General features: G+C 59.2%; 15 protein-coding genes. 4 read left to right on the top strand and 11 right to left on the bottom strand.

Going from position 1 to position 15824, the window contains the following annotated elements; all coding sequences use genetic code 11:
* Positions 1-19: 19 nt before the first annotated feature.
* Positions 20-424, top strand: a complete 405-nt coding sequence (locus tag KVQ82_RS10780) for a mannose-1-phosphate guanylyltransferase (protein WP_222018835.1) — start codon at positions 20-22, stop codon at positions 422-424.
* A gap of 92 nt (positions 425-516) precedes the next feature.
* On the opposite strand, the gene KVQ82_RS10775 is transcribed toward KVQ82_RS10780, so the two are convergent.
* From KVQ82_RS10775 to KVQ82_RS10740, 8 genes are all read right to left on the bottom strand, one after another.
* A complete protein-coding gene (locus tag KVQ82_RS10775; protein WP_222018834.1) occupies positions 517-1656 on the bottom strand; it encodes a GDSL-type esterase/lipase family protein in 1140 nt (379 codons plus the stop codon).
* 179 nt (positions 1657-1835) lie between these two features.
* Positions 1836-2882 carry an acyltransferase family protein gene (locus tag KVQ82_RS10770; protein ID WP_222018833.1) on the bottom strand — a complete coding sequence of 349 codons (1047 nt, stop codon included), beginning with the start codon at positions 2880-2882 and terminating at the stop codon, positions 1836-1838.
* A gap of 12 nt (positions 2883-2894) precedes the next feature.
* Entirely contained in the window at positions 2895-3998 is a 1104-nt protein-coding gene (locus KVQ82_RS10765) for a hypothetical protein (RefSeq protein WP_222018832.1), read from the bottom strand.
* The gene (locus KVQ82_RS10760; protein ID WP_222018831.1) at positions 3989-5218 is read right to left on the bottom strand and encodes a polysaccharide biosynthesis C-terminal domain-containing protein; all 1230 of its coding nucleotides are present in this window, start codon (positions 5216-5218) and stop codon (positions 3989-3991) included. The genes KVQ82_RS10765 and KVQ82_RS10760 overlap by 10 nt, the downstream gene beginning before the upstream one ends.
* Positions 5215-6327: a polysaccharide pyruvyl transferase family protein gene (locus tag KVQ82_RS10755; protein ID WP_108183322.1), complete on the bottom strand. Its 1113-nt coding sequence runs from the start codon at positions 6325-6327 to the stop codon at positions 5215-5217. Before KVQ82_RS10755 ends, KVQ82_RS10760 begins: the two co-directional genes overlap by 4 nt.
* 14 nt (positions 6328-6341) lie before the next feature.
* Positions 6342-7424 (bottom strand): glycosyltransferase, encoded by a 1083-nt coding sequence (locus KVQ82_RS10750; protein WP_222018830.1) that lies wholly within the window; start codon positions 7422-7424, stop codon positions 6342-6344.
* Positions 7425-7464: 40 nt separating this feature from the next.
* Positions 7465-9693 carry a polysaccharide biosynthesis tyrosine autokinase gene (locus KVQ82_RS10745; protein ID WP_222018829.1) on the bottom strand — a complete coding sequence of 743 codons (2229 nt, stop codon included), beginning with the start codon at positions 9691-9693 and terminating at the stop codon, positions 7465-7467.
* A 38-nt stretch (positions 9694-9731) separates the two neighbouring features.
* Positions 9732-10172, bottom strand: a complete 441-nt coding sequence (locus KVQ82_RS10740) for a low molecular weight protein-tyrosine-phosphatase (protein WP_108183325.1) — start codon at positions 10170-10172, stop codon at positions 9732-9734.
* 291 nt (positions 10173-10463) lie between these two features.
* Between KVQ82_RS10740 and KVQ82_RS10735 the strand changes: the two genes are divergently transcribed.
* Both KVQ82_RS10735 and tal read left to right on the top strand, forming a co-directional pair.
* A complete protein-coding gene (locus tag KVQ82_RS10735; protein ID WP_222018828.1) occupies positions 10464-11414 on the top strand; it encodes a glycosyl hydrolase family 5 in 951 nt (316 codons plus the stop codon).
* A gap of 207 nt (positions 11415-11621) precedes the next feature.
* Positions 11622-12548: a transaldolase gene (tal, locus tag KVQ82_RS10730; protein ID WP_027611470.1), complete on the top strand. Its 927-nt coding sequence runs from the start codon at positions 11622-11624 to the stop codon at positions 12546-12548.
* Between the two features lie 215 nt (positions 12549-12763).
* Here tal and rssC read toward each other — a convergent pair whose 3' ends face one another.
* Complete coding sequence (gene rssC, locus KVQ82_RS10725; protein ID WP_003226553.1) at positions 12764-13246, bottom strand: anti-sigma factor antagonist RssC; 483 nt, start codon at positions 13244-13246, stop codon at positions 12764-12766.
* Entirely contained in the window at positions 13243-14427 is a 1185-nt protein-coding gene (gene rssB, locus KVQ82_RS10720) for a two-component system response regulator RssB (RefSeq protein WP_041074010.1), read from the bottom strand. Before rssB ends, rssC begins: the two co-directional genes overlap by 4 nt.
* A 274-nt stretch (positions 14428-14701) precedes the next feature.
* Here rssB and KVQ82_RS10715 point away from each other — a divergent pair, with 274 nt between their 5' ends.
* A complete protein-coding gene (locus KVQ82_RS10715; protein WP_095668728.1) occupies positions 14702-15001 on the top strand; it encodes a PilZ domain-containing protein in 300 nt (99 codons plus the stop codon).
* Between the two features lie 51 nt (positions 15002-15052).
* Here KVQ82_RS10715 and KVQ82_RS10710 read toward each other — a convergent pair whose 3' ends face one another.
* Positions 15053-15742 (bottom strand): VacJ family lipoprotein, encoded by a 690-nt coding sequence (locus KVQ82_RS10710; RefSeq protein WP_041074007.1) that lies wholly within the window; start codon positions 15740-15742, stop codon positions 15053-15055.
* Positions 15743-15824: the final 82 nt, after the last annotated feature.

The following is a 15824-nucleotide window of genomic DNA, read 5'->3' as shown; positions in this document are numbered from 1 at the left end:
CTCTTTTCAGGAGGCAACCATGAACATGGCACAGCATGCAGCAGAGATTGAACGGGAGGTGGGCAACCTCGGGGCGGTGAGCTGGCTGTCACGCCATCAGCCGTTGCCCAGCGCCAACGAGTCGTGGCTGGGCAGTATTTTGCTGGTGGAGCGCATCGGCATGTTTCCGGCGTCCGGCGACATTCGCCGGCCGCTGGCCGATCCCTATCCCCTGCTCGCCCATCTGAAACACCTGTATGCCGAGCAGGCGCTGGAAATGGATGACCGTGATGGCCTGAAGGTGATCTTCAGCGACTGGCGCTTCCGCGTACGCCTGTGCTGCAACGAGCCGGCAATCATCATCAATGTCGAGACACGGTGTGCGACGCAACTGATGCCGCAGAAGACTGCGGAGCTCCTGAGCCAGATAGATCACTTCAAATAAAAACACTCCCCCTGTAGGAGCTGCGGAACGCTGCGATCTTTTGATCCTGATCTAGAAAAACAAGATCAAAAGATCGCAGCCTTCGGCAGCTCCTACAGGGGTTTCGTTGGGTCGCAACTGGTTGTGTTGATGCCACTGACGATCCAGCGATAGAAGTAGTCGGCAATCACTTTCCCACCCGTGGCCGGCTGCGGATGAATCTTGTCCGGCCCGATCATCGCCGCCGCATAGCGTTTGACGTCAGGGCCGAACGCGCATTGCAGATTGGCAAAGCCCAACTGCTGCTCATGCGCCCATGGCTGCAGAACCTGCGCATACGCCGACATCGGATAGGCACTGGACCGCGTGGTGTCCTGACGCATGATCAGGTTGATGCTCGCCGCCGGCTGGATCTCGCGGATCATCGCCACCAACCCTTGAACGTTGTGCAGGTACTGTTCGGGTTTGACCCCGAAGCCCTGATCGTTGCCGCCGAGCATGATCAGGTAAACGTCGGCGGGGATCTTCGACACGGCGGCTTTCCACTGCGCCTGCCATTGCGGGTTCTGGTGATAGAAATCCGCCGAGGCCGCGCCCGAGGCCGCCAGTTTTGAAACCCGCACGCCGTGCTGATCGTTGCTCAGCCACAGGCCAAACAAGGTCGGTGCGCCCTTCACCACTTCCAGTTTGAATGACCAGTCTGGCGCTGAAGAGAGACCTGCAAGCGGTACTTCCTGAACGCCCGACCCCTTGAGCGTCAATGGCTGCCAGTCTTCCGAGGGTGTCCAACGGTAGCGCAGCTCACTGGCTTCGCCGTTGCCCAGGTAGAGCAATTTCGCCTGGGTGACTTGGGTGTCGATGGCCGGTGTCGGGCTGGCATCGATTTGCAACCAGGCGCCGGGCTTGCCGGTGATCGTGCGGCTGTCGGGGCTGGCCTGACCGAGACCGGAAACCTGCCAGCCACCGCCGAAGTACTTTTCGCTGCTGCGGGTGTATTTGAAATGCGTGCCCCCCAGCGCGGCGCCGTGGTTGAAACCGACGTAACCGGGGCCGGCAAAACCCACTTCGCCGGCCACGCGCTGCACCAGTTTGTTCAGGTAGAAATCCTGCCCGGCGCTGTAGCTGTCGCCAATTACCGAGACCGACAACACCTTCCCGGCCTCGCCTTCGCGCCACTGCGCAAAGCGCTCGCGGGCATCGCCCACTTCCACCACCGACGCCGCGACGGGCTGAGCGTCATTTACTGCCAACATGCATTATTTCCTTCAGTCTGGAATGGCCCCTTCGCGAGCAGGCTCGCTCCCACATTGGCTCGGCGTCTTACACCAATTCTCTGTAGGAGCTGTCGAGTGAAACGAGGCTGCGATCTTTTGATCTTCAACCTCAAAAGATCGCAGCGTGCCGCAGCTCCTACAGGGAATGGTGTACGACGTTAAATCCGTTGGGTCTGCACCACTGGCGTAACGCTCGCCACCGGTTTTTTCTTCGCCGCGCGCTCCCCGAGAAACAGCATCGAAGTGACATTGAAGCGACTGAAAATCATCGACAGCACCACCGGCCCCAACAGACCAAACAGCAGCCCACTGAGCACCAGAATGCTTTCGTCTTTCACACCCAGCCGTCCCATGACAAACCGCGAAGTCGCCGCAAACAACACATGAAACAGAAAGATCGCGTAAGAGTAGCCGCCCAGCCAGGTCAGCCATTTCGAGCGCATGTCACTCGACAGCAAGGCGATGCAGGACACGCAGCCCACGGTCAAGCCGATCAGGCTGCGGCGGTCGACGATCAACTCACGGTCAATCGCCGCCACGTACAGCAGCGTCAACGAAATCAACACAAACACCAGCGGCCCGATCACCTTGAACCGCTGCTTCAACGCCTCGACATTTTCCTGGCCAATCATCCCCGCCACAAAAAACGGCAGCAGGTAAATCGCACCATTGATGCCGAACGCATCGAGCTTGAACGGCGGCAGCAGAAACAGCGCCGCAGCGAAGGCGAACAGCAGATACAAGCGCGACATCGAACGCAGCATCCCGCGCCATTCCAGCAGGCCGACGAACATGAAAATGATGAACACCGCCTGCAGGAACCAGAAGTGATTGACCGGCACCCAGAACGACAACAACGCATCGATCACGCCGACGTCCTTGTTCACCCCCGGCCCCACCGCCTGCAACACCGAGAACGGCACACCGACGCAAAACAACGGCACGATCAACCGTCGCACCTTGCCGCTGAAGAATGCGGAAAAGTCATTGCCGCGAATTTTGTAGATCGAATAGATGTAGCCGGAAATAAAGGTGAACAGCGGCATGCGCACGTACACCATCGAGTCGGCGATCACCCGAAACGGCGAGCTGAGATCGATTTTCAGCCCTCCGCCCAACGGGCCGATGACGTGGTAGAGCACCAGCAGCAGGCACGCCAGACCACGCAGGGTTTCGATCTCCAGGGACTTTTTCTTGCTCGACATACAGCACCTGCCTCAATTCAGAACGCGTGATTCAACCCGCACCGGTTTGTTCGCACGCAACATCAGGCCCAGGCCGACAAACAGCACCGGCACCACCATGGAAAAGTGCCGGGCGAAGGAGCCGAAGTCCGGCTCGAACAAGCCTTGCACTAACAGAAACGCCAGCGGGATCGCGATCAGTTCCTTGGGTTTGGTTTCGATCGGCGCGCCTTTGTAGTCGGTGGAGGTGATGACTTTGAACAGCAGCAGCGCGGTCATGATCATCAGCGCCACAAAGATCACCTGGCCCGGCCCGGACAACAGAATCAGCTCCACCGGGAACGACAGCCGGAAAAAAATGATCATCGAGTCCAGCGCCTGGGAGACGAAGTCACTGCCGCTGAGCCACGAGACGATCAGCGATTTCGACCCCTCCTCCCCCGCCGTGCGCAACTCGTTGTTGCTGGCGCGAATCGACGACACCGGAAACCCCAACGCCAGCTGAATCGCCATGGCCACCGCCAGGTAAAACAGGAATAGCATCAGGAAGAAGGTGAAGCGCGACACGTACTTCTTCATCACGCAGACGCCGACCCACGACAGCGAAAACAGAATCCAGTAAGGCCGGATCAGCACACCGTAGATCACCGCCGACAGAAAAAATCCGCCGCGGTATTTGCGTGTCAGCGAGCTGAACAAAATGCTCAGCACCGCCACCGAGACGATGATTTCCTTGGTCAGGTTTTCCAGGAAGAACGAACGCACAATCCCCCACAGACACAGGGTGCCGAAGATCGCCAGCGGCATGCGCCGGAACACCACCACCGGAATCGCCGTGAGGAAGAAGTTGCAGAACATCCCGTAGGCCCAAGCGTTGGTCAGGTTGATCCCGGTGGGCCGCAGCAGGAACGCCGAACACTCGTAGGAGGAGCGATCCGGCGAGAATGGGTTCCAGAAATTGCAGTTGTCGGCCCGGGCGTAGGACGACCATAAGGTCATCGCATCCGGCCCCGGATCGCGCGGGATCAGCAGCGGCATCGCCACCGACAGAAACAGCCCGGTAAACAGAATCAGGAACGACAGCGAGGAATCGAGTCTGCGGCCGCGAAACTCGATGCACGGCAACTTCAACCCCATGCCAGCGCCCCTTTGGCATGGGTCGCCCGAGTCAACACGGCGATCACCCCGAGCTGCACGATGATCGCAAAGACATTGCCCCACGCCGCGCCATAAATCGAATAGTGCTTGATCAGCAGGTAGCTGACCGGTACCGACACCAGCAGGCAGATCGCCGCGCTGGCGAATGACACCCGACTGTTTTTCGAGGCGATCAGACCGCCCCAGACGATGTCGCCGATGGCTCGCAGGGCAAAGGAAAAGATCAACACGCCGAGGAGTGCGTTATCCGGACGCGGCACGCTGCTGGCGACGTAATCGAGCACCACGTTGAAGAACAGATAGATCAGCACGGCCACCGCCGCCGACACCGCTAACGAGCGCATCACCCACTTGTTGACGAACAACTGCCGGACGCTGAACGCCTGTTGATCCGCCTGAAAGCGCTTGGCCAGCACCGGGATGCCGACTACCGCCACCACCGCGTAAGACAGCGCCTGCAGAGTGTTCGCCGCCGACCACGCATACACGTATTTGCCGAGGCTGGCGTAGGGTTCGAGATCGGCAATCAGAAAACGCTCGGCGTACTGACTCAGCGCGATCAACCCCGTACCGAAGTAGAACGGCAACCCGGCCTTCCACACGGTCGCGGTAGTCAGTGCTTCGCTGACCCGGCCCTTGTGCACATTCACCACGATCAGGTAACCGGCGACGATCACCAGCACGTTGGCGGCCACCCACAACCACAGCACACTGGCGATGCCCGACACCCAGTCGAGCATCATCGCGCCCACCGCCAGCAGCGCCCAGAGACCGGTCTTGATGAAGAACAGCAGCGCGCCCGCGGTGGCTTTCTGCGCAGAAAACACGAACGAGTTGATCTCGAACGACAGGTGTTCAGTGAGCAACACCAGCGTCACGCAGAGGATCAGCGCGGTGCTCGCCTCGACCTGCTGGAACAGCGAGTAAATCCCCACCGTCAGCAGCGACAGCAGCAGCCCCACCGCCAGGTACAGCAGCAGGACTTTGTCGACCACCCGCCGCGAGCTGCCGCCGACGCTGATCAACCGGTTGATCTCGGAACTGAAACCAACGCTGTAGAACTTCGAAGCGATCAGCGACGCGGCGACCACCACGCCATAAAACCCCAGCGCTTCGTAGCCCAGGTAATGGGTGATGGCCAACACCAGCAGAAACTTCGCGCCCAAGGCTCCGCCGCGCAGCAGCAAGCGAAATATCATCGAACGACGCCTTTGATGATCTCGTCCATCATCACCGTCTTGGCTTCGATTTCGCGGCAGGTGTCGGTCAGGCGCTTGCCGAAGTTCGACAGCGCGTTCGGCGCGTACACGGTGTCGATGATGGTGTCGACATTGATGTCGCCGCCATTGATCACCCAGTCTTCCACGCCCATGTCCTGATAGGCGCCAAAGCCTTTGCGCTCGTAGCTGATGTGGTACGCCGGGACGCCGGACAACAGCGATTCGATGGCGCCGTGCAGGCGCACCGAGATCACCAGGTCCGGCTGATATTTGGCAATCGTCGCCTTCAACGACAGCAGGTCTTCGCTGATGCCCAGTTCGCGATAGAACGCACCGTCGTCGTTACCGCGAACGGCACTCTGTACGGCGCAAACCACTTTGCTTTTGTTCTTCAGACGCTGCAGCAGCAACTTCAGGTTGGCGACGTAGGCGACTTTCTTTTCCTTGCTCCACTCCGGCGGCTTGCGCAGCACCACGCACACGGTGGCCGGCGACGCGGCACAGCGGGTGAACTTCGGCTGCTGAAGAATCTTGCTGGCCAGTGACTGCACCGCCAGATCCGGCGCGCGGTAGACGTTTTCGCAGGCATCGAACATTGCCGAGGAGCGGTTATCGCGCACGAACACCGCGTCCGCGCTGGCGTAGTGATCGACGATCTTGCGGCTCTCGCCATGGAACGGGCCGATACTTTGCGGCAGGTACACCGACGGCACCTTGCTGAGGATCGCCGTTTCCAGTTGCTTGGCGTGGCCGAGTTTGAGCTTGATGTGTTCGAAGGCGCTTTTCGAGCGCATGTAGCCGCCACCGACGCCGACGATCAGATCGGTCTTGCGCAACAGATCCGCCAGCCCGGCATACGACTGATTGAGGAACACCGCCTGCTTGACCCGCCCCAGGCCCTTGGCCGCCATCACCGGCGCATCGAAACGCGGGTGCGGCAGGTAGGCGAAAGACTGCGGGTCGGAGGCCACGACATTGATCGCGGTGTCTTCGCCAAAGTTGCGCTGCACCAACGCGATGGCCAGATCGACGAGCAGGCCGTCACCGGAGTTGGACGCACTGTAGCCATGCAAAATCGTTACGTTCATAAGCTGAGTTCTACTTAATAAGTGGGAGCGCAATACACGTCGTAGGTCTGGCGGATCATCAGCGCGGCACTGAAGCGCTCACGCACGATGTTCCGGCCTTCGCTGCCGAGGTCGAGCAACCGCGGCTTCTGGATTCGCGCCAGCACATCGGCCAGCGCCTGGTGATCACCGGTGGGAAAGACGTAGCCGGACACTTCATGGGTGACCAGTTCGGGCAGCGACGTGCAGTTGCTGGCGATCACCGGCAAACCCATGGCCATGCCTTCCAGCGGCACCATGGCGAAACCCTCCCAGCGGCTCGGCACGATCAGCGCGTCGGCCTGTTGATACAGCGCCTGCACTTCGGCCGGCGTGACCCACGGCAGGTACTCGACCGCGTCCATCTGCGGGCACTCGACCGTGTCCTCGTTGACCGCACTGCCAACCACGGTCAGCTTCAGATCGTTGCGCTGTACCTTGGCGAAGGCTTTGAGCAATACGTCGAAGCCTTTCTGGTAATCGAGGCGACCGACGAACAGCAGATGAATCGGCGCGGGGTTGTCGGCCCTCGGTGCGTCATCCTTGTGCGGGATGCCGTTGTAGATCAGGCGCATGCGCTTGCGCTCGATACCGAACCGCGCGGCTTTGTCCATCTCGTAGCGGCTGACGCAAATGATCACGTCGGTGACTTTCTGCAAGACGCGCTCGATCGAGGCGTAAACCTTCTGCTTGATGGGCGAGCTTTCCATCAGGAACGAAAAGGCGTGCGGGCAGTAGACGATTTTCGGCCGACGCCACGGTCGCAGAAGCACACAGACCACGCGGCCGATCACCCCGGAAAAGGTGCTGTGCAAATGCACCACATCGGGTTTTTCCTTGAGCATCACCCGGGTCAGTTGCCAGGCAAAACGCAGCAGCGAACGCACATCACGCCCGCTGCGTTCGAACGTGCGAATCTGCTGTGCATCAATGCCGTGCAGCTCTTGTTTCTGGTCGAGCGGCACCAGATAGACCAGCTCGTAATTCGAATCCTGGCCTTCGGGCGACGCCGAGATGGTGCGGATAACGGTGGCGACCCCACCTTTTATCGTTTCAGCCACGTGCAGTATTTTCTTCACAACCCACCCACTTTCATGCCTGTTGGAACGCCCCTGAGTCTCAGGATTTGTCCGACGCGTATTCGTAGTTGTAATAGCCGTAGCTGCCATTGCCGTAATAGCTGGCAGCGCGCTTTTCGACGCCGTTGAACACCGCACCCTTGAGCTCGATGCCGTTCTGCGCGAAGCGGCGAATGGTCGCTTCAATTTCCTTGGCCGGGTTTACTGCAAACCGGGTGACGATCAGGCTGATGCCGGCTTCACGTCCGACAATCGCCGCATCGGTCACCGCCAGCAGGGGCGGCGTATCGATGATCACCACGTCGTAGCGCTGACTCAGCTCGGCGAGCAGGTCGCGAAAGTTGGCGTGCATCAGCAGCTCGGAAGGGTTCGGTGGAACCTGGCCACGGCTGATGAAGTGCAGGTTGTCGATTTCCACGGTGTTGATCGCCTGCTCGATGCTGCAGCGCTTGACCAGCAGGTCCGACAGACCATTGGCGATCGGTACATTCAGCGTCTTGTGCAAGTGGCCCTTGCGCATGTCGGCGTCGATCAGCAACACGCGCTGACCGCTCTGCGCCATGACCGCGGCGAGGTTGGACGAGACGAAGGTCTTGCCGACCTGCGGGCTGGGGCCGGAGATCATGATGCGGTTGTTGGTCGAATCCAGCGCGGCGAAATGCAGGCAGGTGCGCAGGCTGCGGATCGACTCAATGGACAGGTCGGTCGGGTTGCGCAGCGCCAGCAGATAAGCGGGTGTTTCGGCGGTGACTTTGGCCCGGCCCTTTTTCGTGTCCTCGTCGCGCTGCAAGGCGCTGTAGGGAATCGAGGCGTACACCGGCAGCCCGAGCTGTTCGATGGCTTCCGGGCCTTCCAGACCCTTGCTCAGGGATTTGCGCAACAGCACCAGCGCCACGCCGACAAAGGCGCCGAGGAACGTCGCGATCAGCACGATCAGGGCTTTTTTCGGTTTGACCGGGCTGCTCAGGTCGACATCCGCCGGGTCGATCAGGCGCACGTTACCCACCGCACCGGCGCGAACAATGTCCAGCTCCTGGGATTTGTTCAGCAACTGCGTATAGATCTGCGAAGCCACTTCCACATCGCGGGTCAGGTTGAGCAGCTCTTGTTGCGTCGCCGGTAGATCGCCGACCTTGCCTTCCAGCGATTTCTGCTGCTGGGTCAATTCACCGATCTGCGACATCAAGGCGCGATACGCCGGATGCTGCTTGGTGAATTTGCGATCCATTTCCGCCTGCTGCATTTTCAGCTCGGAAATCCGCGTTTCCAGCGCCACGGATTGGCCGAGCACCGATTGGGTTTCCAGGGAAATGTTCACGGTCTTGCCGTGGGTCTGGTAAGCGTTCAGCGCGTCGCTGGCCTTGGCCAGATCACGCTTGACCTGCGGCAACTGGCTTTGCAGGAACGCCAGGCTTTGCGCCGCTTCCGCCGAGGTCCGACGTACGTTCTGATCGACGTAGAGCGCAGCAATCTTATTGAGGATTTTCACCGCCTCGGCGGCGTCGGCGCTGGCCAGCGCCAGACGGATAATCCCCGACTCTTTACCTTGCTCGGAGATATCCAGCGCATCCTGGTAACCCTGAATGGTCACGATCCGTGGATTGCGCACCACTTCAAAACGGGCACCCGGGTTGGCTTGCAGACGTTCGACCACCCCCTCGACGCCGTCCTGCGCGAAGGCTTCGCCGGCGACGCCTTCAATCAACAAGTTGTCGTTGTCATCGAGCAACTGAAAGTGCTGTTGCTCACCTGCAATCAGGGTGAGCTTCTTGCCCAACAGTTCTTTGGGCAGATCGAGCCGGGCGAATTCCAGACGCTCGCCGCCCCAGGCGTAGCTGTTGAAGCCAAAACGCGGCGGCGCCACGCTGGACTCGGTTTCGCCGCGATAACGCCGGGCGAGAAAACCGCCGATGACCGGGAAGGTGTTGGGGGTGACGTCGATGTCCAGGCGCAGGTCGTCGACGGTTTTGCCGATCACCGCGCGGGATTTGATGATGCCGATTTCGGTCACCGACGGCGATTGCCCGCCGAGCATGCTGCTGAGGTCGGAAAAACCGAGCATGTCGTTCTTTTTCGGTTCGACCTGCACCAGCGCGTTCGCCAGGTACACCGGCGTCGCCAGTACCGCATAGGCAACGCCGGCGGCCATGAAGGCACCGGTGAATGCACCGATCAGCCATTTCTGGTCGATCAAACTGCCGAATATGCCGAGAAGATCAATACTGTCTTGATCGTTATCACGGTTGGCGATTACTGACGGTAACTGCATAAGTCTTTCTTACCATTCACTGATCTGAAGAATATTCATCAATGTCCGAGGCGCTGCGCCCACGAGCTAACAGCATCTTCAATCAATGCATGGGCATGAATAAAAGCGGCCTTACCTTGACGATACGGATCCTGTATTTCTCGTTCGCTCTGCCACTTGCCAAGAAGAAACACTTTGCCTCGGGCGTGCGAAGCAATCTTCAGCACCTGATTCACATGTTGTTTTTCCATGACCAGAATCAGGTCTGATGCATTGACGATATCGGTCGTCAATTGCCGCGCCTTGAACCCCTCGGCGCTGTGCCCGTGGTCTTCCAGCACCTGGCGTGCCGAGGCTTCCATGCCTTCGCCGACTCGCGCTGCGAGGCCTGCGGAAGTCACGGAGATGGTTGAGGGGGTCAGCGCGTTGCGCAGCAGAAGTTCTGCTGTCGGACTTCGGCAAATATTGCCAACGCACACAACCAGGATATTTCTGAACAAGGTTTACTTTCCTGTGTAATATCATTCTGCCAACATCTAGTGCGAATCTTAATGAACCCACTAGATCATCCTGCACTCAGAAATAGATTCGCCCTGTTAGTACCAGCGTATTAAGTACCACAGGGTCAAAAGCCGCCAAAACACAATTAACGGACTAAAAATAACTGTGATTTTCAGGTCGGGTTTTCCTGACAAAAAATAACATTGGCGCACTTAGTGCCATTGTTAGTTTCGAAACAGTTATCTCGAGATACCTTTTCGCCGTTGTCACTTCTCACCCGGAGAACCGACATGAAATCAGCCCATCTCAAACCCCTGAGCGCCCTGACCCTGTTACTGCTGGCGGCAACCGGCCAGTGCCAGGCCAATGAACTGTTCCCGGCATTGCCCGCCAATAAAACCATCGGGGTTCAGGTCAAAGTCCAGACCTTTTCCGCTGCGGACGCCGAGCGCGTCAAAGCCACCGGCTTCAGTTTCGTGCGTTTTGGCGTATGGACTGACAGCCTGCCCAGCGCGGCCTACCAGAAGCAAATCAGCGATGCCTTCGCCGTGGCCCGCGCTGCTGGTCTTCCGGTGCTGATGACCCTGCGCGCGACCAAGCCGTTACCGGCCAATGATCTGGCGAACGCGGGGGTCGCGTATGCCAACTCGCTGACCAGCCTGGCAGCGACCTATGGCTCACAACTGGTGGCGATCGAGTTGTGGAATGAACCGGACCTCGGCACCTACTGGCCGACCGGCAATTTCGACACGACCTTCGTGCCGTTCATGAGCGCAGCGTGCAAGACCCTGCAAGACAAACCCCAGACAGTCCCGGTGATCGGTTTTGGTTTTGCCCGGCCGCCAACGGCCGGCTCGGCGTCGACGGTGGCGCTTAACCGAATCGTCAGCGAGTGCCCCAAGTGCCTCAACGCGGTTTCCTACCATCCGTACGGCATGACCGGTACACAGATCAGCAACGCCCAGGCGTTTATCCAGCAGAACTTCCATCTGCCGGGGGTGATCAGCGAATGGGGCATCTCGGCGCTCGCCTCCAACGGCGGGATTGAGGGGCAGGCCAGCAAAATCAGCGCATTCGTGGCCGATATCAAAACCCGCAACATTGCCCTGACTTCGATTTACGAATGGAAAAACAGCGACACCGGCAGCAATGACCGCGAAAAGAATTTCGGTCTGTTGACGTCCGATGGCCAGCCGAAACCGGCAGAAACTGCGGTCAAAACCCAGCTGAGCCAGCAATAACCTCCATCAATGTGCTCAAGGGGCGCTGGCCGTCAGTTGCTTTGAACCTGCGGCCGATTTTGGCATCGTATTCATCGATACCGCGCCCCACCCTTCAAACAGCCGTTTTCAGGTTGTTGCCCCCGGGGAACCCGTTACGCCTTGATGCCCTTGAGTGGCTGTCAGCGCTCGGGTAATGTCGTCAAACCCACAGGACAGAGCACACCCATGACTTCCAAGCTGGAACAACTCAAACAGATGACCACCGTGGTTGCCGACACCGGCGACTTCGAAGCGATCGCCCGGGTCAAGCCGGTCGACGCCACCACCAACCCTTCCCTGCTGCTCAAAGCCGCCGCCATCCCGGCTTACGCCGAGCTGCTGAACGCTTGCGTCAGCGACTGCAAGGGCGACGTGGGCCTGGCCAGCGACCGTTTCGGCGTCGCCGTCGGCCAGGAAATCCTCAAAGTGATCCCGGGCCGCATTTCCACCGAAGTGGATGCGCGCCTGTCGTTCGACCAGGACGCCGTGCTCAAGCGTGCGCATCGCCTGATCGAGCTGTACGACAAGGCCGGCATCGGCCGTGACCGCGTGCTGATCAAGATCGCGTCGACCTGGGAAGGCATCCGCGCAGCCGAGATCCTCGAAAAGGAAGGCATCCAGACCAACTTGACCCTGCTGTTCTCCTTCGCTCAGGCTGCCGCTTGCGCTGACGCCGGGGTGTTCCTGATCTCGCCGTTCGTGGGCCGCATCTACGACTGGTACAAAAAGGCAAACGGCAACGACTACACCGGTGCCGATGATCCGGGCGTTCAGTCGGTCACCCGCATCTACAACTACTACAAGGCCAATGACTACAAGACCGTGGTCATGGGCGCCAGCTTCCGTAACCTGAGCCAGATCGAACAACTGGCCGGCTGCGACCGCCTGACCATCAGCCCGGATCTGATCGACAAGCTGGCAGCCGACACCGGCAAACTGGAGCGCAAACTCGCCCCGGGCCACGCCGGCGAAGCGCGTCTGAGCCTCAACGAAGCGCAATTCCGCTGGCTGTCCAACGAAGACGCGATGGCTACCGAGAAACTGGCTGAGGGCATCCGTCAGTTTGCCCGTGACCAGGAGAAGCTCGAGGCGCTGTTGCAGGCCAAGCTGTGATCTGAGCGGTTGAAATGCAAAAAGGGCGAACCCGGTTGGGTTCGCCCTTTTTATTTATGCAGTGCCGGAAGATGCATCGTCTGGACTGACGCATTCGCGGGCAAGCCCGCTCCCACAGGGTCAGGTGTGGAATGAAGATCTCGGGTTCACTCAATCACTGTGGGAGCGGGCTTGCCCGCGAAGAGGCCGGAACAGACAACCTCAACCCCAAAGAATCAGTGTCTTTCGAGGGCGTTAACCAGATCATGAAAGGCTTCACGATTGGAGTCGTTCAGGCCCATGAGGATCTTGTGCGCTTCGAGCACCTTGATCCGCACCACTTCTTCTGACTGGTCCTGATCCGGCAGGTCATCCAGACACTCGGGGCACGGCACCGGGTGGTTAACGATGTTGAACACCTGCTCGAAGCCCATCGACTGCAACAGACGGGTAATGTCTTCGTGGGTGGTGACGACGGTCGGCAGCAGGCCGACCTTTTGCCGCGACAGGATCGACAGCTTGGCCAACAGGCCAAGGGTGGTACTGTCGATGCTGCGGGTTTCGGTCAAATCGATCACGATCGCGTTGAAATTCAACGCGGTGAAGATTTTCTCAATAGTCGCATCCAACGCCGAACACAGGGTCAGGCGAACTTCACCGACGAACTTCAGGACGAAGGTGCCGTCCTGCTCGGCGAACTGGATTCTACCGGTACTCATTGAAGGTTCCTGCTCAACACCAACAGGGCGATATCATCCGGCATCTCCCCTAGCGTGGCCAATCCAAACACTTGCCGCAGACCATCCAGGCTGCCGCCCGCCGACTTCACCCGTTGTGGCAAAGCGGCTTCTTTTTCCTTGAGCGTAGGTTCTGGCAACAGATCCAGAATACCGTCGGACATCAGCGTCAGGCTGAACGTCGGTGGCAGCTCAAGCACGTGATCTTCGTAGGTGGCCTCGTTGAAAAGGCCCACCGGCAAACCGCGGCCTTCGAGGTAACGAACACTGTCAGGCGTGTACAACACAGGCAACGGCAGATGGCCGCCGATGCTATAGGTCAACAAACCGGTCTCCTCGTCGATGACTCCACCGACCATTGTGACGTGTTTGCCCAGCTTACAACTGATCAGCCCCCGGTTGATATGACCAAGGACTTCCGAAGGCTTGAATTCCGGCAATGTGCCGTTGCGCTTGGATTCGAACAGCAAGCGCGTGGTCATGAACTTCAGCAGCACGGTGACGAACGCTGAAGAGGCACCATGCCCCGACACGTCGGCCAGGTAGAACGCCACCCGACGCTCGTCGACGCGGAAGTAGTCGACAAAATCACCCGACAGGTACAGCGACGGGATGATCTGGTGGGCAAACTGGAACTCGTCGATGCGCCACGGGCTTTCCGGCAGCATGTTCATCTGCACCTGGCGACCGGCGTTCTGGTCTTCCTGCAGCAGGTTCAGGCTGGCTTCAAGCTCGCGGTTGGCCTTCTCCAGCTTCTCGCGGTAGCGCTGGTTCTCCAGCAGCAGGCGCGCACGATCCAGCGCGCGACGCACCGAGTGCTCGAGCACGGCCAGGTCTTCAAGAGGCTTGATCAGGTAGTCCGCCGCACCCAGGCGCAGCGCCTCGACCGCGTCGTTCATCACGCCGGCACCCGAAACGACGATCATCGGCGTTTGCGGTGACCGCTCGGTGACCTGACGGATGAGTTCGAGACCACCCATCTGCGGCATGCGCAGATCGCAGATGACCAAGTCGGGCTTGTCTTGCTCGAATACCTGAAGACCCTGTTGGCCGTTGCTGGCCTGCAGGACGCTGAAACCACTGTCTTCCAAATAGGCCGCGAGGCTCGCGCGCACTACTTCGTCATCATCGATTATCAGCAGCGTGGCACTGGTTTTTGGCATGTGGGCAAACGGCGCCAGAATTAGGTTGGCGTAGCAGGCGGGGCATCGGCCCGGCTCAGACTACTGGATTCGCTTTCTAGCCTCTCTGCTGCACCGCTTTCGAGCAGTGGCCCGGAACGCGATTGCACCAGAGGTGCCCTTCTAAGGCGCAGACGGTACTCCCATCCGCGGGGCGTTTCAAGCATGCGCCGATGGTCGCTTGACGACTTTACTTGTCAAATCACCGAGAGTTATAAGAACCGCTCAAACCGTAACCCAATGGAAGGTTAAAACCATGAGTCAAACCGGTCGGGACTACAGCGAAAAGCGTGATTTCATCCGCATGCGGGTCGATGCCGATGTGGTGTTGATCCATGAAGGTGATGAGGTATCAGCCGTGTGCATCGACCTCTCGAGCAGCGGCATGCAGGTCGAAGCGCCGCGCCAGTTCGCGGTTGGCGACCGCTTGAGTGTGCGCATCGACTCCGATCATGCCGCCTTGAGCGGGCTGGAAGCGGAGACCGAAGTGGTCTGGGTCAAGGCCCAGGATGGCGACAGCCAGAAACTCGGCCTGAGCATTCTGAAGATGAAATAAGCGCACACAAAAAAGGCGGCCTCACGGGCCGCCTTCTGTCATCGGTCGAGATTAAAAATCATCTTCGACGTGACCATCCTTGACCTTGAACTCGCGGTTCTGCAGGTAGGCGTTGCGGATGAAGGTGTACTTGTCGCCGCTGATCAGCTTCTCGCTCGACAGCAGGCTGGCACGGGTGTCGACGATGTTCAGGCCGAACACCGAGTTACGTACAGGCACGTCGTTGATGTAGCGGTACGGACCGGTGTAGCTGTCGACGTACTTCGACGGCGCATCACGCAGGGTGCTCGGGCCGAGCAACGGCAGCATCACGTAAGGGCCGCTGCTGACGCCCCAGTAACCGAGGGTCTGACCGAAGTCTTCATCGCTGCGATTCAGGCCCATTTTGGTGCCGACATCGAAGAAGCCCAGCAGGCCGAACGTGGTGTTGAAGATGATGCGTGCGGTATCGACACCAGCGGCTGCGGGCTTGGCCTGCAGAATATTGTTCGCCAGGTTGGTGACGTCACCGACGTTGCGGAACATGTTGTGGATGCCATCTTCAAGGAACTGCGGCGTCACGTACTCGTAGCCCTGCGCCAGCGGCTTGAGCGCGTAGGTGTCGACGAAGTCGTTGAACTGGAAGATCGGGCGGTTGACGCTTTCCCAAGGGTCTTCTTCCGTTGCAGCATTGGCGGCGAACGGAACCAGCAAGACGCTGGCACATACACATAGCTGAGCGAGAGGATTGCTCCAGCGCATAGAAAAGCTCCTTGGATTCGTACTGGCGCGGGCACCGTCGGCCCAAGCGTTAAGACCGCTAGTATAAGCGCAAAAGCCGTTT

Origin of the sequence: Pseudomonas sp. AO-1 (assembly GCF_019775695.1) — a bacterium.
In the GTDB taxonomy this organism is placed as follows: Bacteria; Pseudomonadota; Gammaproteobacteria; order Pseudomonadales; family Pseudomonadaceae; genus Aquipseudomonas; species Aquipseudomonas parakoreensis.
The sequence above is the reverse complement of the archived record's forward strand: the minus strand, read 5'-3'. Positions and strand labels throughout refer to the sequence as shown.